At 67.7% G+C, this 21,508-nt stretch carries 18 protein-coding genes and 1 tRNA gene; 11 read left to right on the forward strand and 8 right to left on the reverse strand.

Annotated features, from left to right (window positions below):
• Positions 1-6: 6 nt before the first annotated feature.
• Both dprA and AC5P9L_RS04015 read right to left on the reverse strand, forming a co-directional pair.
• The gene (dprA, locus tag AC5P9L_RS04010; RefSeq protein WP_133050272.1) at positions 7-1,134 is read right to left on the reverse strand and encodes a DNA-processing protein DprA; all 1,128 of its coding nucleotides are present in this window, start codon (positions 1,132-1,134) and stop codon (positions 7-9) included.
• 166 nt (positions 1,135-1,300) lie between these two features.
• Positions 1,301-2,434: a LysM peptidoglycan-binding domain-containing protein gene (locus AC5P9L_RS04015; protein ID WP_005414604.1), complete on the reverse strand. Its 1,134-nt coding sequence runs from the start codon at positions 2,432-2,434 to the stop codon at positions 1,301-1,303.
• Between the two features lie 126 nt (positions 2,435-2,560).
• Here AC5P9L_RS04015 and def point away from each other — a divergent pair, with 126 nt between their 5' ends.
• From def to AC5P9L_RS04040, 5 genes are all read left to right on the forward strand, one after another.
• The gene (def, locus tag AC5P9L_RS04020) at positions 2,561-3,073 is read left to right on the forward strand and encodes a peptide deformylase (RefSeq protein WP_005411192.1); all 513 of its coding nucleotides are present in this window, start codon (positions 2,561-2,563) and stop codon (positions 3,071-3,073) included.
• 120 nt (positions 3,074-3,193) lie between these two features.
• Positions 3,194-4,117, forward strand: coding sequence for a methionyl-tRNA formyltransferase (fmt, locus tag AC5P9L_RS04025; protein ID WP_024957899.1), 924 nt, complete (start codon positions 3,194-3,196; stop codon positions 4,115-4,117).
• 3 nt (positions 4,118-4,120) lie between these two features.
• Positions 4,121-5,452, forward strand: coding sequence for a 16S rRNA (cytosine(967)-C(5))-methyltransferase RsmB (gene rsmB / locus AC5P9L_RS04030; RefSeq protein WP_133050273.1), 1,332 nt, complete (start codon positions 4,121-4,123; stop codon positions 5,450-5,452).
• Between the two features lie 23 nt (positions 5,453-5,475).
• Positions 5,476-7,197: an ArnT family glycosyltransferase gene (locus AC5P9L_RS04035; protein WP_133050274.1), complete on the forward strand. Its 1,722-nt coding sequence runs from the start codon at positions 5,476-5,478 to the stop codon at positions 7,195-7,197.
• Positions 7,198-7,329: 132 nt separating this feature from the next.
• The gene (locus tag AC5P9L_RS04040) at positions 7,330-8,604 is read left to right on the forward strand and encodes an O-antigen ligase family protein (RefSeq protein WP_199801545.1); all 1,275 of its coding nucleotides are present in this window, start codon (positions 7,330-7,332) and stop codon (positions 8,602-8,604) included.
• Here the strand turns inward: AC5P9L_RS04040 and AC5P9L_RS04045 are convergent.
• Positions 8,577-9,698: a glycosyltransferase family 4 protein gene (locus AC5P9L_RS04045; RefSeq protein WP_133050275.1), complete on the reverse strand. Its 1,122-nt coding sequence runs from the start codon at positions 9,696-9,698 to the stop codon at positions 8,577-8,579. The two genes, AC5P9L_RS04040 and AC5P9L_RS04045, sit on opposite strands and share 28 nt — an antisense overlap.
• Before the next feature lie 43 nt (positions 9,699-9,741).
• Positions 9,742-10,560, reverse strand: a complete 819-nt coding sequence (locus AC5P9L_RS04050; protein ID WP_005414597.1) for a glycosyltransferase family 2 protein — start codon at positions 10,558-10,560, stop codon at positions 9,742-9,744.
• Here AC5P9L_RS04050 and AC5P9L_RS04055 point away from each other — a divergent pair.
• A complete protein-coding gene (locus AC5P9L_RS04055; RefSeq protein WP_088431972.1) occupies positions 10,559-11,617 on the forward strand; it encodes a CDP-glycerol glycerophosphotransferase family protein in 1,059 nt (352 codons plus the stop codon). The genes AC5P9L_RS04050 and AC5P9L_RS04055 overlap by 2 nt on opposite strands.
• 114 nt (positions 11,618-11,731) lie before the next feature.
• Here AC5P9L_RS04055 and AC5P9L_RS04060 read toward each other — a convergent pair whose 3' ends face one another.
• The 4 genes from AC5P9L_RS04060 to AC5P9L_RS04075 all read right to left on the reverse strand — a co-directional run bounded on the left by AC5P9L_RS04060 (position 11,732) and on the right by AC5P9L_RS04075 (position 15,965).
• Positions 11,732-13,270: a PH domain-containing protein gene (locus tag AC5P9L_RS04060; RefSeq protein ID WP_165711080.1), complete on the reverse strand. Its 1,539-nt coding sequence runs from the start codon at positions 13,268-13,270 to the stop codon at positions 11,732-11,734.
• On the reverse strand, positions 13,267-13,767 hold the full coding sequence (locus AC5P9L_RS04065; RefSeq protein ID WP_005411183.1) for a PH domain-containing protein: 501 nt from the start codon (positions 13,765-13,767) through the stop codon (positions 13,267-13,269). Before AC5P9L_RS04065 ends, AC5P9L_RS04060 begins: the two co-directional genes overlap by 4 nt.
• A gap of 75 nt (positions 13,768-13,842) precedes the next feature.
• Positions 13,843-14,979, reverse strand: coding sequence for a GTP cyclohydrolase II RibA (ribA, locus tag AC5P9L_RS04070; protein WP_033834003.1), 1,137 nt, complete (start codon positions 14,977-14,979; stop codon positions 13,843-13,845).
• 65 nt (positions 14,980-15,044) lie between these two features.
• The gene (locus tag AC5P9L_RS04075; RefSeq protein WP_005411181.1) at positions 15,045-15,965 is read right to left on the reverse strand and encodes a lauroyl acyltransferase; all 921 of its coding nucleotides are present in this window, start codon (positions 15,963-15,965) and stop codon (positions 15,045-15,047) included.
• Positions 15,966-16,026: 61 nt separating this feature from the next.
• Here AC5P9L_RS04075 and dtd point away from each other — a divergent pair, with 61 nt between their 5' ends.
• The 5 genes from dtd (at position 16,027) to AC5P9L_RS04100 (ending at position 21,503) form a co-directional block, all read left to right on the forward strand.
• On the forward strand, positions 16,027-16,467 hold the full coding sequence (gene dtd / locus AC5P9L_RS04080; protein WP_005411180.1) for a D-aminoacyl-tRNA deacylase: 441 nt from the start codon (positions 16,027-16,029) through the stop codon (positions 16,465-16,467).
• An 89-nt stretch (positions 16,468-16,556) separates the two neighbouring features.
• On the forward strand, positions 16,557-18,410 hold the full coding sequence (gene rpoD, locus AC5P9L_RS04085) for an RNA polymerase sigma factor RpoD (RefSeq protein ID WP_005411179.1): 1,854 nt from the start codon (positions 16,557-16,559) through the stop codon (positions 18,408-18,410).
• Positions 18,411-18,858: 448 nt separating this feature from the next.
• Positions 18,859-18,934 (forward strand) — tRNA-Ile (locus tag AC5P9L_RS04090).
• A gap of 90 nt (positions 18,935-19,024) precedes the next feature.
• Positions 19,025-19,666, forward strand: coding sequence for a hypothetical protein (locus AC5P9L_RS04095; RefSeq protein WP_111188971.1), 642 nt, complete (start codon positions 19,025-19,027; stop codon positions 19,664-19,666).
• Positions 19,667-19,727: 61 nt separating this feature from the next.
• The gene (locus AC5P9L_RS04100) at positions 19,728-21,503 is read left to right on the forward strand and encodes a serine hydrolase domain-containing protein (protein WP_495230541.1); all 1,776 of its coding nucleotides are present in this window, start codon (positions 19,728-19,730) and stop codon (positions 21,501-21,503) included.
• Positions 21,504-21,508 lie beyond the last annotated feature (5 nt).

Genomic DNA, 21,508 nt, shown 5'->3' on the forward strand with positions numbered 1-21,508 from the left:
AAGAAACTAGGGAGTTCGACAGTAGCGGCCGTGTACGCACACCACGATTCCCGCCAGTTCCATGGCCAGCAGCATGGAGGACACCTGGGGCGCCGTCAATCCACAGCGTGTGATCAGTGAATCCATACTGCTTGGGTCGTGGTCCAGGGCCCGCCACAAGCACTGGTAGTCAGGGTCGTCGGCCCAGCGCGCCGGCAGGAGCGCCGGCGGTGCCTGTTCAGTGGGGGTGCCCAGCCGTGATTGCAAGCCCGGCAGCTGCTGGCGAAGGGCGGGGGCCAGCAGTTCCAGCACTTCCTCGGGGCGCTCGACCAGTGCGGCTCCTTCACGGATCAGCCGGTGGCAGCCCGCTGCGCGTGGGTTGAGTACCGAGCCGGGCAGGGCACAGACTTCACGGCCCGCCTCGGCAGCCAGCCGTGCGGTGATCAGGGCGCCGGAGCGTTGCGCGGCCTCGACCACCACCGTCGCCAGCGCCAGCCCGGCCACCAGGCGGTTGCGCGCGGGGAAGTGGCCCGGGCGTGCCGTTGTGCCGGGCAGGTACTCGCTGAGCACCGCGCCCTCGGCGGCGATCCGCCCCTGCAACCGTTGGTGGCTGTTCGGATAGGCCCGATCAGGGCCGGTTCCGATCACCGCCACGGTGCAGCCGCCTGCCTCCAGTGTGGCCAGATGGGCGGCCGCGTCGATGCCGGCCGCCAGGCCACTGGTTACGGCCAGTCCGGCCTCGACGAAGCAGCCGGCAAAGCGCGCGGCCAGCGCGCGTCCTCCCGGGGTGGGCGAGCGGCTGCCGACCAGCGCCACCGAGGGGCGCCAGGCCAGGCTCGGATCGCCCGCCACGAACAGCGCCAGTGGCGGGTTCGGGACGTCCAGCAGGGGCGGCGGAAAGGCCGCATCGGCGAAGGACAGCAGATGGTGGTCGTCGTCTTCCAGCCAGTGCCGTGCCACGGTCCAGGCGCGGGCGTCGGGGTGTTCCAGTGCAGCGCACTGCTCTGGCGTGCAACCGTGCGCGCGCCAGTTCGCGGCGCCCTGCGCGATCGCAGTCTGCGCGCTACCCGCGGCCTGCAGCAGGGACCGCCGTGGCGCCAGCGCGCCGCCTGCCATCACCAGGCGCAGCAGCGCCTCATCAGCTTGCTTGGTCATTCCCCACTATCGAGCGCATGCAACAAAGGCGCCCTAGGGCGCCTTCGCATGTGGCTGTCAGGTTTTGCCGGAGACCGCCCCTGTAGAGTCGACTGTCAGTCGACTACCGCGCGCAGCGCGGGCGCTTTCGGGGGGGCGGTGAAGAGCAGTCGACCAACAGTCGACTCTACCGCGCATCCGGGTGCAGCGCGTTGTACCCCACGCGCACCGGCTTCACGCCCTGCATCACCAGCGCGTAGCTGACATTGTCGAAGGTGCGGAACACCATGGCATGCGCCGCGTACTCGTCCGGCAGCGAGACCCGGCCGGCGCCGGTGCTGAGCGAATCGTCCGTGCGCGACGAGTTCGGGTACTTCATGCGGTGCGCCACATGGCGGCCCGGGCGCCACAGCGAGAACACGGTTCCATTGTCCACGCCCTGCGTGCGACCAGCCGAGATCGCGATCACGTCGCGGGGGCCGCCGGCGGTGAACATGTCGGTGACGGCCAGCACGCGTACGTCGACGCCCTCGACGCCTGCGGCGGGGACATGGGGCACGAACTGCAGGTCGTACGGCCTGGCCTCGATCGGCACCAGGCGGTCGCCGGCACGCACCTCACGGCCGCCTTCGTTCTTGTCCAGCACCAGGGTGGACGCCTCGACCTTGCCTCCGGCGACATGGGTGATGGTGCCGGTGGCGACCTGGGCCAGCTCATAGCCGAGCACGCCGCGGCGGTGGTTGGGTGCGCTGTAGGCGCGCCACAGGTTGCCGCTGCCCGGGGTGACGTCGCCGTTGGCGGTCAGGTCCTCGGTCGGCTTGGGCTGGGCGTAGCGCACGGTCGGGCGGACAACCGCCCAGCGCTGGCCTACCTGGGCGTCAGCCAGGCGCACATAGACGGCGTGGCCGCTGGTGGCACGCAGGCGTTCCTCTTCCAGGCCGGCCACGTAGGGCAGCTGCTCGATGCTGTCGACCACGCTCAGCTGCTTCAGGAACGGCTCGACCTGGGCCAGCGGAATGGCGTCGATCGGGGCCTCCTGGCGTGGGCCGGGCCGGGCCGCCACGGTTACCCGGTCCAGGTAGGCCAGGCTCAGGACGTCACCGGGATAGATCAGGTGCGGATTGGCGATCTGCGGATTGGCCTGCCAGATCTCCGGCCACAGCCACGGCTTCTGCAGGAAACGTGCGGCGATATCCCACAACGTATCCCCTTTTCGGACCACATAGGTGTCCGGGTGCCCGCCATTCACTTCCACGGCGGTAGCATAGGCAGCCACGGTCAGCATCGCCGCGGCGACGACCGTACGAAAACGAAGCAACATAGGTGTGAAGCCCTGATTCCCCAACAGGTCCGCGCACTATAGTCCAGAAACCGGGGCGCAAGGCAAGCGTTGGAGCTAGAATCTGCGACGTATGCCGGCGTGCCGGCCCCCTATCCGGAAACAGCCATGGCCCTTCTCCCCATTCTCGAGTTCCCCGATCCGCGCCTGCGTACCAAGGCCGCGTTGATCGAAGCTGCCGAAGTCACCACGCCGGCCTTCCAGGAACTGATCGACAACATGTTCCTGACCATGTACGACGCCCCGGGCATCGGCCTGGCCGCCACCCAGGTGGACGTGCACAAGCGCTTCATGGTCATCGACGTCAGCGAAGAAAAGAATGAACCGCATGTGTTCATCAATCCGGAAATCGTCGCCAAGGACGGGGGCCGGGTGTACCAGGAGGGCTGCCTGTCGGTTCCGGGCATCTTCGCCGACGTGACCCGTGCCGACACCATCACCGTGAAGTACCTGGACCGCAACGGCCAGGAACAGCAGATGGAGGCTGGTGACGTGCTGGCCACCTGCATCCAGCACGAGATGGATCACCTGGACGGCAAGCTGTTCATCGACTATCTGTCGCCGCTCAAGCGCGAGATGGTGCGCAAGAAGCTGGCCAAGCAGCGCAAGCACGTGGCGTGATCGCCAATCCGGGCCACCCTTCGGGTGGCCCGTGCCTGCGCGGCTCGCGCGGGCTCTACGGCGCCGGCCGACGGCGCCGTTTTCTTTCCTGCACGAATCCATCCTGCAAGTGGGGTAGCCATGAGGATTGTCTTTGCCGGTACGCCGGAATTCGCGGTGTCGTCGCTGCGCGCGGCTGCGCGCCACCATGAGGTCGTGGCCGTCTATACCCAGCCTGATCGCCCGGCCGGCCGAGGCCGTGGCCTGGCGCCTTCGCCGGTCAAGCTCGAAGCCGTGGCCCGTGGCATTCCGGTCTACCAGCCGGAGTCGCTGAAGGACGCGGCCGCCCAGCAGCAGTTGCGCGACCTGCAGCCGGACCTGATGGTGGTGGTGGCCTATGGCCTGATCCTGCCCAAGGCAGTACTGGCCATCCCGACCCATGGTTGCTGGAACGTGCATGCCTCGCTGCTGCCGCGCTGGCGCGGCGCTGCGCCGATCCAGCGTGCGATCCAGGCTGGTGACGCGAAGACCGGGGTGTGCCTGATGCAGATGGAGGCTGGCCTGGATACCGGCCCGGTGCTGCTGCACCAGGAGCTGCCGATCGCCGCCACCGATACCGGCGGCCAGCTGCACGACAAGCTGGCCGAGCTTGGTGCCCAGGTGTTGTCTGATGGCCTGGGCCTGCTGCGCGCGGGCATCAAGCCGATCGCGCGACCGCAGCCGGAACAGGGCGTGACGTACGCGCACAAGCTGGACAAGGCCGAAGCCAGGCTGGACTGGGCGCAGGACGCCGACGCGCTGGCGCGTACCGTGCGCGCGTTCAATCCGTGGCCGATCGCCGAGGCAACGCTGGCTGGCGAACGCGTGCGCATCCATGGTGCGGTGGCACTGGAGGCAGACCACGGCCAGGCGCCGGGCACCGTGCTGGCCGCCGGCCGCGACGGCATCGACATTGCCTGTGGCCAGGGCGCGCTGCGCCTGCGCGTGCTGCAGCGTGAAGGCGGCAAGGCGATCACCGCTGCCGATTACCTCAACGCTCGCCGCGACCTGCGCGTGGGGGCATAAGCGGTGTCCAAGCAGAACGATTTCTCCGTCGCCAAGGCGGCACCGGGCGCGGCCACGCGCATGCTGGCCGCACGCGTGCTGGCACAGGTGTTCACCCGTGGCCGTTCGCTGAAGGCCGAACTGGCCTGGGCGCTGCCGAAGCTGGCCGACAGCCGCGACCGCGCGCTGCTGGAAGCCCTGTGTTTCGCTGTGCTGCGCCGTCGCAGCACCTATGACGCGGCCTTGCAGGCCTGGATGCAGAAGCCGCTGTCGGCGCGCGATGCCGACCTGCGCACGCTGCTGATGGTCGGTTTCGCCCAGCTGGACGTGCTCGAACTGCCTGCGCACGCAGCGCTTTCGGCTACGGTCGATGCGGCGCGCGCGCTGGGCCGTGAGCGCCAGGCAGGCCTGGTCAACGCGATCCTGCGCCGCGCCCAGCGCGAGGGGTTCCCCGAGCAGCCTGCGCGCGACGCCTTCCCGGAATGGTTGGCTGATGCGATCGAACGCGACTGGCCGGCGCAGGCCGAAGCGATCTTCAGCGCCAGCCTGCAACCCGCGCCCTTGTGGCTGCGTGCCAACCGCCAGCACGGCGGTCGCGACAAGGCCCTGGCGACGCTGGCCGAGGCCGGCATTGCCGCTGAAGCCACTGCACTGTGCGCCGATGCGTTGCGCCTGGCGACCCCCGTTGCCGTGAACCAGCTGCCGGGCTTCGGCGATGGTGCACTGTCGGTGCAGGACCTGTCGGCGCAATGCGCGGCCGATGCGCTGGCACCCGCGACCGGTGCCCGCGTGCTGGATGCCTGCGCGGCACCCGGCGGCAAATCGGCGCATCTGCTGGAGCGTGACCCGAGCCTGCGCCTGCTGGCGCTGGATATCGACGCGCGCCGTCTGGCCCGGGCACGTGACACTTACACCCGCACCGGTGTGGGCGAGCATGCGCAGACCCTGGTCGCCGATGCCAGCGATCCCGGTTCGTGGTGGGACGGCGTGCCGTTCGACGCGATCCTGCTGGATGCGCCATGTTCGGCCACGGGCGTGATCCGCCGCCAGCCGGATGTGATGTTCCACCGTCGCGCCGAGGACGTCGATGCACTGGTGGGCGTGCAGGCGCGCCTGCTGGAAGCCTGCTGGTCGATGCTGCGCCCGGGCGGCGTGCTGCTGTACGCCACCTGTTCGATCCTGCGCGCCGAGAACATCGATCAGGTGCGTGCGTTCCTGAAGTGGCATCCGAACGCGGTGGCGCAGCCGCTGGGCGATGCGTTCGGCGTGGATTGCGAAGGCGTGGCACGCCAGCGACTGCCTGGTGACAACGATGCTGACGGTTTCTTCTACGCGCGTCTGATAAAAGCAGCCTGACCCCCGCTGCCGTTTCGAGTCCCATGCTGAAGACCCACGCGTCGCGCCAGACGTGGTTGTTCGTGGTGGTGGCCCTGCTGGTGCTGGGGGCCGGGCTCGGTCTCCGCGATCCGTGGCCCTCTGACGAACCACGCTTCGCGCTGGTGGCCAGGCAGATGGTCGACAGCGGTTACTGGTTGTTCCCGCATCGCGGTACCGAGCTGTATTCGGACAAGCCGCCGATGCTGATGTGGTGGCAGGCCTCGCTGTATGGCCTGGTTGGCCACTGGCGCGTGGCCTTCCTGCTGCCCTCGCTGCTGGCCGCATTGGGCACGCTGTGGTGCGTGGTCGATCTGGGGCGCCGGCTGTGGACGCGGCAGGTCGGGCTCTGCGCGGGGTGGGCACTGCTGTTCGCGCTGCAGTTCACCTTCCAGGCGAAGAAGGCGCAGATCGATCCGCTGCTGGTGCTGTTCATCACCCTGGCCAACTATGGCCTGCTGCGCCACCTGCTGCTGGGCCCGGCCTGGCGCTGGTGGTGGCTGGGCTGGTTCTTTGCCGGTATCGGGGTGATCACCAAGGGCGTGGGCATGCTGGCGCTGCTGATGATCGTGCCGGCGGCCATCGCTGCAGCCCTGCAGTGGCCCCGTGTTTCCCTGCACGCGCGCGATGGCCGCTTCTGGCTGGCACCGCTGGCCTTCCTGCTGGCGATATCGCTGTGGCTGGCGCCGATGCTGCTGGCCGCGCTGGGCACCGGATCGGACGAGTACCGCGGCTACATCAACGACATCCTGGTGCGGCAGACGGCCCGCCGCTACACGCAGTCCTGGGACCATCACCAGCCGTGGTGGTACTTCTTCGGCGTCATGCCAACGATGTGGATACCCGCGTTCCTGGCGCTGCCATGGGCGATCCCGGCGTGGCGGCGGCGCCTGTGCCGCCGCGATCCACGCTACCTGCTGCCGCTGGCGTGGTGGTTGCTGGTCGTGCTGTTCTTCTCGATTCCCCAGGGCAAGCGTGATGTCTACATCCTGCCGGCGCTGCCGATGTTCTGCCTGGCGCTGGCGCCGCTGCTGCCCGGGCTGCTGAAGCGGCGCGATGTGCAGCGCGTGCTGGGAGGGTTTGCCGCGTTGCTGGCACTGGGATTGAGCCTGGTCGGGGCGCTCGCGTTGCTGGGTGATCCGCGCTTCGAGGTGAACCTTGCCCATGGACGCGGATTGACGCCGGGCGCGACCGATGCACTGGCGTGGACGATCCTGGCGATGGGGCTCTGGGGTGGCTTGAGCCTGGTGGTGACCGGCTGGCGTCGAAGCCATGTGGCGCTGCTATCGACCCTGGCCGTGGCCTGGGTGCTTTACGGCCTGTTCGGCTACCCGTTGCTGAATGATTCAAGCTCTGCGCGTGGTCTGATGCGTGACGTCGGCGCGCGTCTCGGGCCCGGCGCGGAACTGGGGCTGGTGGCCTGGAAGGAACAGAATCTGCTGATGGCGGACCGCCGCGCGGCGACCTTTGGATTCGAGAACCGCTGGCATGAACAGCTGCAGGCGGCCGTGCGCTGGCAGCGCTTGTCCCCCCGGCATCGCTGGTTGCTGGTGAATGACGATGCCATGCAGGAGTGCATTGATCGTTCGCAGGCGCAGATGGCCGGCATATCCAACCGCCGTCGCTGGTGGCTGGTTCCCGCCGGGGCGGTGTCCGGGGCCTGCGTGCCTGACCTGAAGGAGCTCGAGCGCGAGTACCGGCTGCAGGGGCCACCGGATGCGGACTGAACGAATGAGCGGCGGACATGGCCAGTCTGCCTCAACCAGCGGCCTGCTCTGTCCTAGAATGAGGGCCGCTCCCGGCACCGCGCCGGTCTATCGCCATCGACCTGCCGACCGCACCACGTGACCCCGCTTTCCTTGCCTACTTCCCGCACGACGGGCTTCCTGGCCGGCGCCTACGCCGTGGTGCTGGGGGCGTTGCCGACGCTGCTGATGATCACCATGGAGGGCGGCAGCGCGGGGTTCTACCTGGCGATCCTGCTGTCGATCGTCCTGCTGCTGGTGCCCTCGGCCGCTCCGCGCCTGCTGCCCGGTTCCGCCCGGCGCTATGCATGGATGGGCATCGGCATGGGCGTGATGCTGGTCGGCGTGCTGATCAGCCTGGGCGTGCATGGCATCTGGAAGGGATCGGAGGTCGAAAAGGCCGCACGCCTGTTGTCGATGCTGCTGATCCTGTTCGCCGCGCTGCGGGTGCCGCGCAGGATCCTTGCGCGGGCGATGCTGGGCACCCTGCCTGCGGTGTGGTCGGCAGCAGCCATCATTGGCTGGTTGGCGCTGGAGACCGGCGTGCGGCCTGCCACCCAGCAGTTCAATGCGGTGACCTACGGCGACCTGACCCTGTTGTTCGGTGTGCTGAGCCTGATGTCGCTGGGCCTGCCGGTAACCCGTTTCACCCGCATCGAAGCCACGCTGAAGCTGCTGACCGGCATCCTTGGCCTGGTCGCATTCCTGTGGACGCAGACCCGCGGTGGCCTGCTGGCGATTCCCTGCTTCCTGCTGATCGGCCTGCTGGTGATGGGGCGCCGGCTTGGCCGGATGAAGATCCTGCTGGGCCTGGTACTCGCGGCCGGCGTCGGCATCGTCGCCACCCATGATGGTGCGTTGCGCGATCGCATCGATGCGGGCGTGAGCGAGTATGGCGATTGCAGTGCCGACCACCTGGCAGATACCTCGGTCTGCATCCGCCTTCAGTTGTGGACCGCGGCTGGCTACATGATCCGCGAGCAGCCGGTGTTCGGTGTCGGTGGTGGCGACCGCTTCCGCCAGGAACTGGAACGACTTGCCGGACAGGGAAAGGTGTCGGCGATGGTCGCGCGTGATTTCGGCGAGACCCACAACGACCTGCTGTATTTCCTGGCCACCTACGGCGTGCTGGGGGGACTTGGCCTGGTACTGGTGTACGTGGCCCCGGCGCTGGTGTTCGTGCCACGCCTGTGGCGTGGCGACGAACGGTCGCGGTTGCATGCCGCGGCAGGGTTGAGCATCTGCGTGGCATTCGCCGTCTTCGGGGTTACCGAAATGATGCTGCGTGACATGCGGACCGCCTCGTTCTATGCCGCCTGGGTTGCCCTGCTGCTGGCCCTGTCCGAGCCGCGCCGGTCAGATCAGGCTGAGGCCAGCACCGCTTCGTAGCTGGCCAGGGTCGCCCCGGCGAAGGTCTGCAGGCCGAACTCACGCTCTGCATGGCGGCGGGCGGCCATGCCCATCGCCGTCAGCGCCTGGCGTTGTTCATACATCGCCTGCACCTGTGCGGCGATGGCGGCCACGTTGCGGGTGGGCACGACCCAGCCGTCGACTCCCTGCTCGATGTTTTCCGGCAGCCCCGCGTAGTCGCTGACCAGCATCGGCCTGGCGCTGGCCATCATTTCGCGGCAGGCGAAGGAAATTGTCTCGATGTCGTTGGACAGCACGAAGCCGACATCGCCGGCGGCGATCAGTGGGCGCGTATCGGCCAGCAGTCCGGTGAAGTGGACCTGCGCGGCGACATCGCCGAGGGCCTGCACCTGCGCGCGTTGCTGCGCGTTGGGCAGGTGACCTGCGACCGCCATGTGTACGTGCGGCCGGATCGCGTCGGGGAGCAGGGCAATGGCCTGCGCAAGGTCGATCCAGCCCTTGTAGTCATCGGTGCCGGCGTTGCTGACCAGCAGCAGCGCATCCGGATCCTGCGTCCATTGCTGCCGCATTGCCTGGCCGGCGTCGACCGGCAGCGGCGCGAAGCGGTCCAGGTCGACGCCGTTGCGGACCACATCGATCGGGCAGCGCCGGTACGGGCCCTGCTCCAGCAGGCGCCCGGTGTGTGCCGAAACCGCAATCACGCGGTCGGTGGCCCAGCGGGCCCTGAAGGCATTGCCAAGCGTACGGGTGGGCTTGCTGTTGTGCTTGGTCAGGATGATCGGCGGGCGGCGCATGCCGAGCAGTCCCTGCATCACGAAGCGGTGATCACGAGCACCGTTGACGTGGACCAGGTCGATGCCCTCGTCCCGCACCAGCAGGCGCAGCGCATGCTGTTCGGCCAGTTGTCGTGGCAAGGTCGGCAGGCCGCTGCCAAAGGCCATCGGCAGCGGGGTGGCGATTCCTTCCTCGGCCACCGTGCGCAGCAGGCGGCTGTCGGCGGGGGCTGCGACATGGAGCGTGTGCTGGCCATGCAGGGCGCGCGCCAGGGACACGATGTACGTGGTGTGGCCGCCACCGTCGCCATAGTGGAAGTTGGTGTACAGGATTTTCATGGGGGATCTTCAGGCAACGCGCGGCAAGTGTGACACAGCCGGCTCAGGGCCGTTCCACAGGGGCTGGAGGATCGGCCACCGCCTGGCCGTTGCCCAGCATCCAGAGCATGATGGTCTTCTGCCGTACGTAGTTGGCGCGCACATAGGCATAGACCAGGCCGTGCCAGCCGTCGCGGAAGCCGCCGCGGAACAGGAAGCCACGCCAGAACCGCCAGGCCGGCGCCAGCACCAGCTTGCCCAGCGTGGCGCGCTTGCCACGCGCGAACTCGTGCTCGGCCATCATCCGCGCATACTTCTCGGTCTTGGCCAGCTGCTGCTGCAACGATCGATAGGGATAGTGGATGAGATCGCCGCGCAGGGTGCCGACGCTGCCGTCGACGCTGGCCGCCTCGTGGATCTCGCGCTTGCCGCGCCAGCCGCCCTGGCGGCGGTCGAACAGGCGCATCACCCGGTCCGGGTAGGCATTGCCGTGGCGCAGGAACCTGCCAAAGTACTCAGACAGGCGGGCGAAGCGGTAGCCGGCGTGGCCGGCGAAGCCGCCGTCACGGGCCTGTTCGATGGCCGCACGCAGCTCGGGGCTGATGCGCTCGTCGGCATCCAGGCACAGTACCCAGTCGTGGCTGGCCTGCTCGACGCAGAACGCCTTCTGGCTGCGGAAGCCCTCGAACCGACGCTGCAGCACGCGGGCACCGGCAGCCTCGGCGATGGCCACGGTCGCATCGGTGGACTGCGAGTCCACCACCACGATCTCATCGCAGAAGGCCAGCGAGGCCAGGCAGTCGCCGATGCGCCCGGCCTCGTTGAACGCGATAATGCACGCCGAGATGCGAGGCCGTTCGATGGGAGCGGTCGTGGAGGACATGATGGCCGGGTACCTGTTGTTTGCGACGGAGCGCTATGCGCTGCCTATTCTCGCCCCGTTGGCGCAGGCGTTGCACGCGTCCGGGCAGGAGGTTGCGGCCTGGTTAGAAGGCGGCGCGGCCGGCAGCAGCCTGCCGGGGGTGGCCAACGTCGGCCTGAAGCAGGCACTGGCAATGCGCCCGCGGGCGGTGTTCAGCGCGGCCAATTGGGTGCCGACCTTCCTTTCGGGGGCCAAGGTGCAGCTGTTCCATGGCTTCAACGTGGAAAAGCGCGACAGCGCGCGCGGCCACTTCCGGGTGCGCGGCATGTTCGACCTGTACTGCACGCAGGGGCCGGCCACCACCACACCGTTCCGCGAGATCGCGGCCCAGCAGGGCCATTTCGCGGTGGCCGAGACCGGCTGGCCGAAGCTGGACCCGCTGTTCCGCGATGACGGTGGCGAGAGCGCCGCACTGCGCGCGCCGGCCGGCGATCGCCCGGTGATCCTGTTTGGTTCCACCTTCACCGAGCGGCTGAGTGCGGCACCGCACCTGCATGCGCAGATCGCCGCCGATATCGCTGCCGGTGGACGTTACTGGCTGCTGACCCTGCATCCCAAATGTCCGCCGGAACTGTTCGAGCGCTACCGCGCGCTGGCCGGTGCCAATGCCCGCTTCATCGAGCCGGAGCAGGTGATGGCCGCGCAGCGCGCCGCCGATGTGCTGGTGTCGGACACCTCGTCGATCGTTTCGGAGTTCATCGTCCAGCACAAGCCGGTGGTGACCTTCCGCAACCGCGTGCCGAAGCCGCACATGATTGATTTCGACGACCCGGCACAGCTGCCGGCGATGCTGCAGCGCGCGCTGCATCCGGATGCCGCGCTGCAGGCGGAAATCGTGCGTTACGCCGATGCCATCCATCCGTACCGCGACGGCCTGTCCAGCGAGCGGGTAATCGCGGCCACCGAGGATTTCCTGTCCGGTGAAATGGGTGCGCTGCGCCGCAAGCCTCTCGGCAGCTGGGTGCGCGATCTGCAGATCCGAAGGGACCTGGGCTATTGGGGCCCCTCGCAGCGATGATGCCTCGCTGACCCTGCTTTCGGTCGTGCCGGCCGCTGGCCGGCAAACCGGGGGATGTGCAGTTGCCGGCCAGCGGCCGGCACGACCTGATTCAGGCCGGGATCCGACCCCGCATCACCAGCGCAGTTTGCGCCGCGCCAGCGTGGCCGCCAGTTGATCCATCGCCTGCTGTGCCTGTGCCTGCGGCAGATGGTGCAGGGTGAGTGCCACGTCGCCATGCGCACCGGCGGTGTCCAGTTGCAGGCTGCTGGTGCCCAGCACCTTGTCCAGCGGTGAACGCTGCAGGCGCAGGCCCTGCACCTTGTCCAGCTCGGCCCAGCGCCACCAGCGTTTCCACCAGCCGCCGCGCACGGCCACATAGTGCTCGTCCAGATACCAGCCCATGCGTGCCATCTGCCGGTGTGCGACCAACAACGCGACCGGCAGCCAGGCCAGCACGACCAGGCCCCATGGGCCCCAGCGCCAGTACGCGGCGGCGGCCAGCAGCGGCACCAGCAGCAGCGCGCCCAGGCACAGCCGCCACCAGCCACGTTGCGGGATGGACTGCCATTGCGCCGGTGGCCAGTGCAGCTGGGGGAGCAGGTGCTGCACCAATTGCGTGCAATGCTCGCGGGTTGCCAGCGGCGCCAGTTCGCGCAGGGCGCGGTCCTCATCACGCGAAGGGCCACCGGCGGCACTGTCGATGCGCAGCTGGCGCAGCCCGAACCAGCGCTGCAGGGTGCCTTCGCGCAGCGTCCAGGCCTGGATGCGGCGACGTGCCACGCTGCTGCGGGTGCGGCTGAGCATCCCGGCCGACACCGTCAGGCGGCGGTCCTGCTCGACGAGGGTGAAGCCGTGGTAACGCAACAGGGTCAGCACCACTGACAGCACGCGCAGCGCCAGCCATCCCAGCAGCAGGGCCGCCGCCGCTAGCAGCAACGCGCCGGTCACGCCGGGATGCAGGTGGCTGGCATAGCCGAAGGCCTCGCGGCCGCCGCGCTGGATGGCATCGTCCATCACCGGCCGCGGCACTGTCTGGAACAGGACGCCGAACGCGGCGACTGCCAGTGCCCAGCCGCGGTTGGAGAGCAGTCCCATGCGCACCACGTCCCAGCTGGACAGTCGCAGCAGTACGCGTTCGCTGTCGACGTCGGCAATGGGCGGTGCATCGACGGCGTCGTTGGCCTGCGGCGCCTGCCCGCGCTGGCGGACCAGCCGTTCCAGCGCCAGTGCCTGGTCCAGCTTCAGCACCCGCATCTCCGCTTCAGGGCGCACACCGCCGGCCGATTCCAGGCGCAGCTCGGCCACGCCGAACAGGCGGTGCAGCGGGTTCTGTCGCACTTCCACGTTGTGGATGCGGGCGAACGGGATCTCGCGGCGGTTGCGCGCCAACAGGCCACTGCGCACGGTGATCGCATCGCTGCCGATGCGGTAGCGGTAGCTGAGGTACTGCAGCACCGACACCAGGACCAGGGCGGCAATTGCCGTCAGCGGAATCAGCTGCGCCCACATCGGATCGCGGTCGCCGCGCTGGCCGAACACCAGCAGCGCGACCAGTGGCAGGAAGTAGTGGCGCAGCTGCATCAGCAGCACGAACAGCCACGACCACGGGTGCAGGCGGTGGTCCTCGGTACCGGCGGGCGGCGGTGCAGGCAGGGGCGGCGGCAGGCTCACAGGGCGTCGGCGTCCTGGTCGAGCTGGTGGGACAGGGTGTCGCGCAGGCGCTCGGCATCCGCCTCGTCCAGGCCGCTCACGGTCACCGCGCTCATGCGGGTGCCGGCGGTGTGCACGATCAGCGTGGCCAGGCCGGCACGGCGCTCCAGCGGGCCCCGGCGCAGATCGAGATGCTGCACTCGCGAAAGCGGGATGCGCGTCTCCAGCTGCCACATGAGGTCGCGGCGCAGGCCCAGGCCCTGTGCGTCCAGCCGCCAACGGGTGCGGACCAGGCGTCGACGGCCCAGCCACGCACCAAAAGCCACACCCATCAGCAGCCCGGCTGCAGCGGTCCACAGGCCACCGGGCAGATCGAAGAACCACGCCGCCGCCGCCAGTGGCAGGCCCGGGACGAACAGGCCGCCAAAGGCACCTTCCAGTGCGGCCAGGCGGGCTGCGCGTTGCGGCAGTGACTGCCAGTCGGTGGCGGGTGGTGCAGGAATCGTGGCGTCGGTCACGCGGGCTCCGTCAGGCAGCAGGGCGGGCGGTAGCGGCCGTGGCCGCACCGCGCAGACGGTAGCAGGTCGGCTGCGTTACTGGGCAGCCTGGATCAACGCATCGACATCCAGCAGGTGGCCGGCACGGTCGGCCTTGGTGCGCAGGTAGTTCTCGTTCTCGGCAGTGATCTCGCCGGTGACCGGAATGCAGTCCAGCACTTCGATGCCGGCATTGCGCAGGCGCTGTGCCTTGGTCGGGTTGTTGCTGAGCAGCGCCACGCGCGAAATGCCCAGGCCACGCAGCATCGCCACCGCGCTGCCGTAGCGCCGCTCGTCGGCACCGAAGCCCAGCTGCGCATCGGCGTCGATGGTATCCAGGCCGTCGTGCTGGTAGCCATAGGCGCGCATCTTGGCGGCGATGCCGGTGCCGCGGCCCTCCTGGTCCAGGTACAGCAGCACGCCACCACCCAGGTCCTTCAGCTTGCGCAGGCCACGCCGCAGCTGGTCGCCGCAGTCGCACTTGAGTGAACCGAACAGATCGCCGGTCAGGCACGAAGAATGCACGCGTACCGGCACCACTGCCGACAGGTCCGGCTCGCCGACGATGATCGCGACCTGGTCGCGCTGCGCCACGCCGCCGCGGAAGACTGCAAAGGTGGTCATGCCGACGTCGCGCAGCGGAACCGGCGAACGCGCCACCAGTTCGTAGTCGTGGGCCGCATGTGCTGCGCCTTCGGCCAGGTCGCACAGGGCCACCTCGGCCGCACCGTCGAAAGTGTGGTCATCGACGTCCAGGCGCACCGCGACCATCGCTGGCAGCAGCAGACCCAGGCGGGCAAGCTCCACCGCGCCGGCATCGAAGGCGTCGCCGGCGCTCCAGCTTTCGGGCATCGGCCCGGGTTCGCGCAGGTAGCCCAGCGAGGGCAGGGCCTCGAAGGCCACGCCGCTCAGCGGCAGGCGCGCGCCCTGTGGTGCCTCCACGCCGAGCACGCGGGCGCGGGTGGCGGTCAGGAACAGGTAATGGCGCTCGCGGGCGGCAGCGGCGAAGGCGGCGAAGCTGCTGGTCGTGGCGCTGTCCAGCGCGATCACCGCCAGGCGCTGGCCCTGGCCATCGTGGAGCAGCACCGGGCGACCGGCGCGCAGTTCGGCCACCGCGCGTTCGCAGCGGATCGCGGCCGGGTCGCCGAACAGGGAAGAAGCAGCAGGCATGGCAGGACCGGGGGAGGCGGACATCGCAGTCTCTATGGGGGCGCCGGCGTCGTATTCAACGTGGTGCGGCCAGTGGTCGCAGGCGGCCGTCAGTGGGGGTGTTCCTCAGTTGCGTACGGGTCTTCCTCGCTACTGCCCGGTGGCCGCAGCGTATAGCGCTTGTAGGTCCACTGGTACTGCGCCGGGTCGCGGCGGGCGATGCGTTCGATGCCGGCGTTGAGGGCGGTGGCCGCCACCAGCGGGTCCGGATCGGCCACGGCCGGGTCGGTCGGCTCGATGTGCAGCGCGAACTCCATGTCCGGCCCGATGCGTTCGCACCAGCCATAGAGCACGGTGGCACCCGTGCGTTCGGCCAGCCGGTTGACCAGGGTCATGGTCAGCGCCTGCACGCCGAAGAACGGCACGAACACGCCGTCGCCGGCCTTGGGCTGCTGGTCGGGCAGGATGCCGGTGGCGCCGCCGTCCTTGAGCACCTTGAACAGCTGGCGCACGGCCGGGCCTTCGGCGCGCACTTGCTGTACGTTCTGGCCGCCGCGCACCAGCTGCAGGAAGGCATCGCTGGCCTCGTCCTCCGGCGGCTTGTAGACGATGGCGATCTGCCCGCGCGAGGCCAGCCACTGGTTCAGCAGCTCCCAGTTGCCGAAGTGTGGCGCGGCCACGATCACGCCCTTGCCGCTGGCCAGGGCGGCGTCGTACAGGGCCTCGCCATGGCGCTGCTTCAGGTGCAGGCGCAGGTTGTCGGCCGGCGCCTGGCTCCACAGCCGCAGGGTTTCGATGGCCTGCAGCGCGGTGGAGCGCAGCAGATCACGGTGCAGGCGGTCGCGCGCGGCGCCATCCAGTTCCGGGTAGGCCAGTTCCAGGTTGCGCCGGGTGACGCGGCTCTCACGGGCATTGAGGGCGATCCACGCCCACGCCAGGGCGCGCGCGAACGCCCGCAGCAGCGGCCAGGGCAGGCGGGCGAACAGGGTGGTGGCGCGGTAGACCAGCCGGGCTTTGCGTTGCGGATTCATCGGCGCCAGTTTAGCCAAGGGCGCTGCTATCGTGGCCGGCCCTGTTCATTGGAAGCCCACGATGCTCGTCCTGATCCAGCGTGTCAGCCAGGCCGCCGTCCATGTCGACGATGAGGCCGTGGGGCAGATCGGCCCTGGCCTGTTGGCCCTGGTCGGCATGGAGCCGGGCGATACCGAGGCCCAGTTGCGGCGGATGGCCGAGCGCCTGCTGGGCTACCGGGTATTCGCCGACGAGGCCGGGAAGATGAACCGCTCGCTGCGCGATACCGGCGGCGGCCTGCTGCTGGTCAGCCAGTTCACCCTGGCCGCCGACACCCGTTCGGGCATGCGGCCGAGCTTCACCACGGCCGCGCCGCCGGAAGAGGCTGAACGCGGGTTCAACCGTTTTGTTGAGATCTGTCGTGAAAATCACGCGCCAGGGGTGGAAACGGGCCGATTTGGTGCCCATATGGTCGTCAGCCTGGTCAATGACGGTCCCGTGACCTTCCTTCTCCGGCCCTGAGCCTGCGGGACCACCGCCCGGCAGGCAGGGCCCCGGGCTGGTATAATGCTACGTTCCCTATTTCTCCCTGCCGGTGGCGCGAGCACTACATGGCCAACGAACGTCCTGCCCAATCCGAAATCAAGCAACTGATCAGCAAGGGCCTGGAACAGGGCTACCTGACCTACGCCGAAGTCAATGACCATCTGCCGGACGACATGGTCGACCCGGAACAGATCGAAGACATCATCGGCATGATCAACGGCATGGGCATCGATGTCCATGAAGTTGCGCCGGATGTGGAAACCCTGCTTCTCAACGATGGCAACACCGGCAACCGCGAAGTCGATGACACCGCGGCTGAAGAAGCTGCCGCCGCGCTGAGCGCGCTCGACACCGAAGGTGGCCGTACCACCGACCCGGTGCGCATGTACATGCGCGAAATGGGCACCGTCGAGCTGCTGACCCGCGAAGGCGAAATCGCCATCGCCAAGCGCATCGAGGAAGGCCTTTCGCAGGTCCAGGCGGCCCTGGGCCAGTTCCCGGTTTCGGTCGAGTCGCTGCTGAACGACTACGAAGCCCACAAGGAAGGCAAGAAGCGCCTGGCCGAAGTGATCGTCGGCTTCAACGACCTGGTCGACGAAGAGCCGGCGCCGCCGGCGGTCGCTGCCGATGACAGCGCCGATGCGGACGCCGAAGGCGACGAGGACGAGGACGACGATGTCGACGGTGGCGATGAAGAAGCCGCACCGACCGGTCCGGATCCGGAGGAAGTCGCCGCGCGCATGCAGGCGCTGAGCGATGCCTTCAACGCCTTCAAGAAGGCCGCGACCAAGGGCGACAAGAAGAACCTGCCGCGCCTGCGCGAAGAAATGTCGGCGGTGTTCGTCACCCTGAAGCTGCCGCTGCCGCTGACCGACGTGCTGACCAAGCAGCTGCGCGACACCATGGCATCGATCAAGGCCCATGAGCGCCGCGTGCTGAACCTGGCGACCGTTACCGCCCGCATGCCGCGCAAGGACTTCATCCGTTCCTGGGAAGGCAACCAGACCAACCTGGAGTGGGTGGAAGACGCGCTGAAGCGCAAGCAGAAGTGGTCCTCGGCGCTGCGCGAAGTGAAGGACCAGATCATTGCCGAACAGCAGGCGACGATCGACATCGAGACGCTGACCCAGCTGGACCTGGAAGAGCTGAAGGAAATCAGCCGTGCCATGGCCTACGGTGAAGCCAAGGCGCGCAAGGCCAAGAAGGAAATGGTCGAGGCCAACCTGCGCCTGGTCATCTCCATCGCCAAGAAGTACACCAACCGTGGCCTGCAGTTCCTCGACCTGATCCAGGAAGGCAACATCGGCCTGATGAAGGCCGTGGACAAGTTCGAGTACCGCCGCGGTTACAAGTTCTCGACCTACGCCACCTGGTGGATCCGCCAGGCGATCACCCGCTCGATCGCCGACCAGGCACGCACCATCCGTATTCCGGTGCACATGATCGAGACGATCAACAAGTTGAACCGCATTTCCCGCCAGATGCTCCAGCAGTACGGCCGCGAGGCTACGCCGGAGGAGCTGGCCAAGGAAATGGACATGCCGGAAGACAAGATCCGCAAGGTGATGAAGATCGCCAAGGAGCCGATCTCGATGGAAACCCCGATCGGCGACGACGAGGATTCCCATCTGGGCGACTTCATCGAGGACACCAACGTGGAGTCCCCGATCGAGAACACCACCAACATCAATCTGTCTGAAACCGTGCGCGACGTGCTGGCCGGCCTCACCCCGAGGGAAGCCAAGGTACTGCGCATGCGCTTCGGCATCGACATGAACACCGACCACACGCTGGAAGAGGTCGGCAAGCAGTTCGACGTGACCCGCGAGCGCATCCGCCAGATCGAAGCGAAGGCCCTGCGCAAGCTGCGTCACCCGAGCCGCTCGGAGCAGCTGCGCAGCTTCCTGGATATCGATTGATTTCCAGCGGCTGTTGAAGCGTTGAGAGAAACCCCGCCTGGTGCGGGGTTTTTCTTTTTGGGGTGTGTGTGCTTTCTGTAGAGCCGTGCCAGCTGCTGTTTGCGATGACGTATCCAGCAGGTCTTCTCAACGGCTGCGCGTTTGCGCCGCTATTGGATTGGGAAGATGTGATGCGCGACGAGCGCGAGGATTCACTGGGATTCGCCCGAAGAGCGACGCTGGCGTTGCTGACGCAGTCTGGTGCTGGATTATTTGCTGGCTTCGGCGGCGGACAACCAGAAGGGGCTGGAAGAGACCAGGAGGACTGTGGCGCTGTTCCACGCGCACCTGCGGCGGCAGGTGTGGTTTGCGGAAGTGGCGGAGAAGCGGTTGGGGCATGTGGCTGAGGCTCTTGCTGCTGCCGGGTAGCCGATCGAGCGCGGCCTCCACTACACTGTGAGGCTGCGCCGGGCCTATAGCTCAACGGTTAGAGCAGGGGACTCATAATCCCTTGGTTCCAGGTTCGAATCCTGGTGGGCCCACCAACCGACCTCGCCTGACCGGTCGCAGGTCTCATCGCTCCCCAGCGCGACCTGCAGCGTCGGTACCATCTGATCCGCACACAGGGATCGACCATGGCCAGCACCGATACGCCGGTGGAAGACTTCACCAACGAAATCGAAGACAGCCGGCACCTGTTTGCCTGGTGCCTGGTCCACTATGGACAGGTGCCCGAGGCGCTGGCACTTGAACAGGCACGCCAACGCTATCCCGACCAGAGCCCCGGCCGCGATTACGAGCACGCGCTGATCTTCCACGACGAGCCCTGGCATTGGGCGATGCTGCAGGTGGAAGGGGAAGGTTATTGGCACCGGCGCCCGGAACTGGCGCAGCCATCGCTGGACTATGAAGCCGAATCGGACGCACTGTGCCTGGCCCGCAGTGAGCGGGTCCCACTGCTGGATGAGGACGAGTACCTTGGCGCGCTCGCGCATGCGCGCCACATGCGTGCATGGACGCTGGTCCATCAGACAGGTCGTTCGCCGGATGAAGCGCGCCAGGAGGCGCTCGGCCACTACGCATATCATCCGCGCCATCATCGCGGTCGATTTCAGGTTCATGATCCGCGTGATGGCTGGCGTCATGTGATGAGCGTATTGCATGGCGACGATTACTGGGCGCGACCAGAGTTGCGGGAACCGCCACAGGCCTATTGGAGCGAGTCCCGCGCCTTTGTTTCGGCGCAGGGAATCCGCTTGCCGGACCCTCCGGGCTGAGGCCTGCTCGGCCGGCGAAGGCGCAGCACCGTCGATCACCGCACTCTGTGCCGAATGACACATGCCCCGCCATTTCTGCTGGCGGGAAGATGGCGGCATCCCGAAGTGGAGTGTTCTGATGCCTGGTACGCTCAGTCGTCGCGCCTTCCTGGCCAATGTCGCGGCTGTTCCGGCGGCCACGCTCATGCCCACCGGTGTTGCCACGGCGGCGCAGCCCACCGTCACCACCGGGAACCTGATCGAAGCGGAGCGCAGCGTGATCCGCTCCGCCATGCAAGGCAGCGGCATCGGTGCCGCTGCCGTCTGCCTGGTCGAAGGCGGGCAGGTGCGCTGGCTCGAGGGCTTCGGGTACGCGTCGGGTCACGGTAGTGCAGCAGTAGACGCCAGCACGATGTTCAGCATCCAGTCCACCTCGAAGAATTTCGCGGCGGTGGCGGTGCTGTTGGCCGTGCAGGACGGCATTCTTGATCTGGATGCGCCCATTACCCGCTATCTGCCGTCGTTCACCGTGCGCAGTCGCTTCGAGCATTCCCCGCAGGAGCGCATCACCCTGCGCCTGCTGCTTGCCAACCGCGCGGGATTCACGCACGAGGCGCCGCTGGGCAACAATTACGAACCGGCGTCACCGGGCTTTGATGCGCACGTCCGCAGCATCTCGCAGACATGGCTGCGCTTTCCGGTGGGTACGCGCTATCGCTATTCCAACCTGGGCTTCGACCTTGCCGGTCATGTCCTTGAGCAGGTTGCGGGCATTGGCTATCCGGCATGGCTGCAACGCCGGATCTTCGAGCCGCTGGGAATGCACGACAGTATGGCCGATGCGTCGGTCTACCTGGCAAGCAAGGGTCGGGCACTGGGAACCCAGGAGGGCTATGCGCAGGTGCCGCCAGTGACACCGCTGGTGGTGTCGGGAGGCGTCTGGACCAGTGCCGCCGACATGGCGAAGTATCTTGGCTTCCTGCTCGGTGGCGGCCGATCCGGTGCGCAGCAACTGCTTGAGCCCCGTCTCTGGGACCAGATGCATGGTTTCGGCCTGGGCGGTGACTACGGGCTCGGTGTAATGCGCAGCGAACGCCTCTACGGCAGTACGCCGGTGCGGCTGCTTCACCATCGCGGCGGAGGCTTCGGATTCGGGTGCGTGTTCACCTACTGCAGGCAGGCCAACGCTGGATTTGCCGCGATGTTCAACCGCGCGACGTCCGCGGGGTACGGCATCGGCGAGCGTCTGCTCGATCAATTGCTGTCGGCGCGTTTCGGGCCCCGTCAGCCGCGTGTGCCGCTATCGTCCCTGGCGCCGATCAGGTTGAACCAGGACCAGATGCAGCGGATGGCGGGAGACTGGATAGGGCGCAGCGGCAAGGCGAAGATCGTGGTTGCCGGAAGCGGTGAACTGCAACTGCATCGTGGGGCGCAAGCTGTGGGCAGACGGTTTGCGGCCATCGACGGCGACCAGCTGTTCACCGCGGACACCGATGGAGAGGTTGCGACGTACCGTTACCATGCGGCGACGGAGAGGCTGCCGGCGCACCTGGAATGTACGAACGGCGAGGATGGCCTGGATCAGAACGATCCCATCGATGGGGCCACAGGGCCGCAGGCGTCCCATTGGCGACCCTGGCTGGGGCGCTATCGCATCGACCAATGGGGGAAACCGTCGATGTCCGTTGTGCTGGAGCAGCGACAGGGCTGGCTGTACATCGATGGCATCCGCCTGGTCACTGAAGTGGAGCCAGGCCTGCTGTTCACCAGCGATGGCGAAGCGGTGGATTTCCGCAGCTCCCAGCCGACATGGCGCAACCTGCGTCTGCAGCGCGTCCAGCCCGTGGGCCAGGGATGATGGCG

It is taken from the genome of Stenotrophomonas sp. YJH_SMC_64, assembly GCF_059371375.1.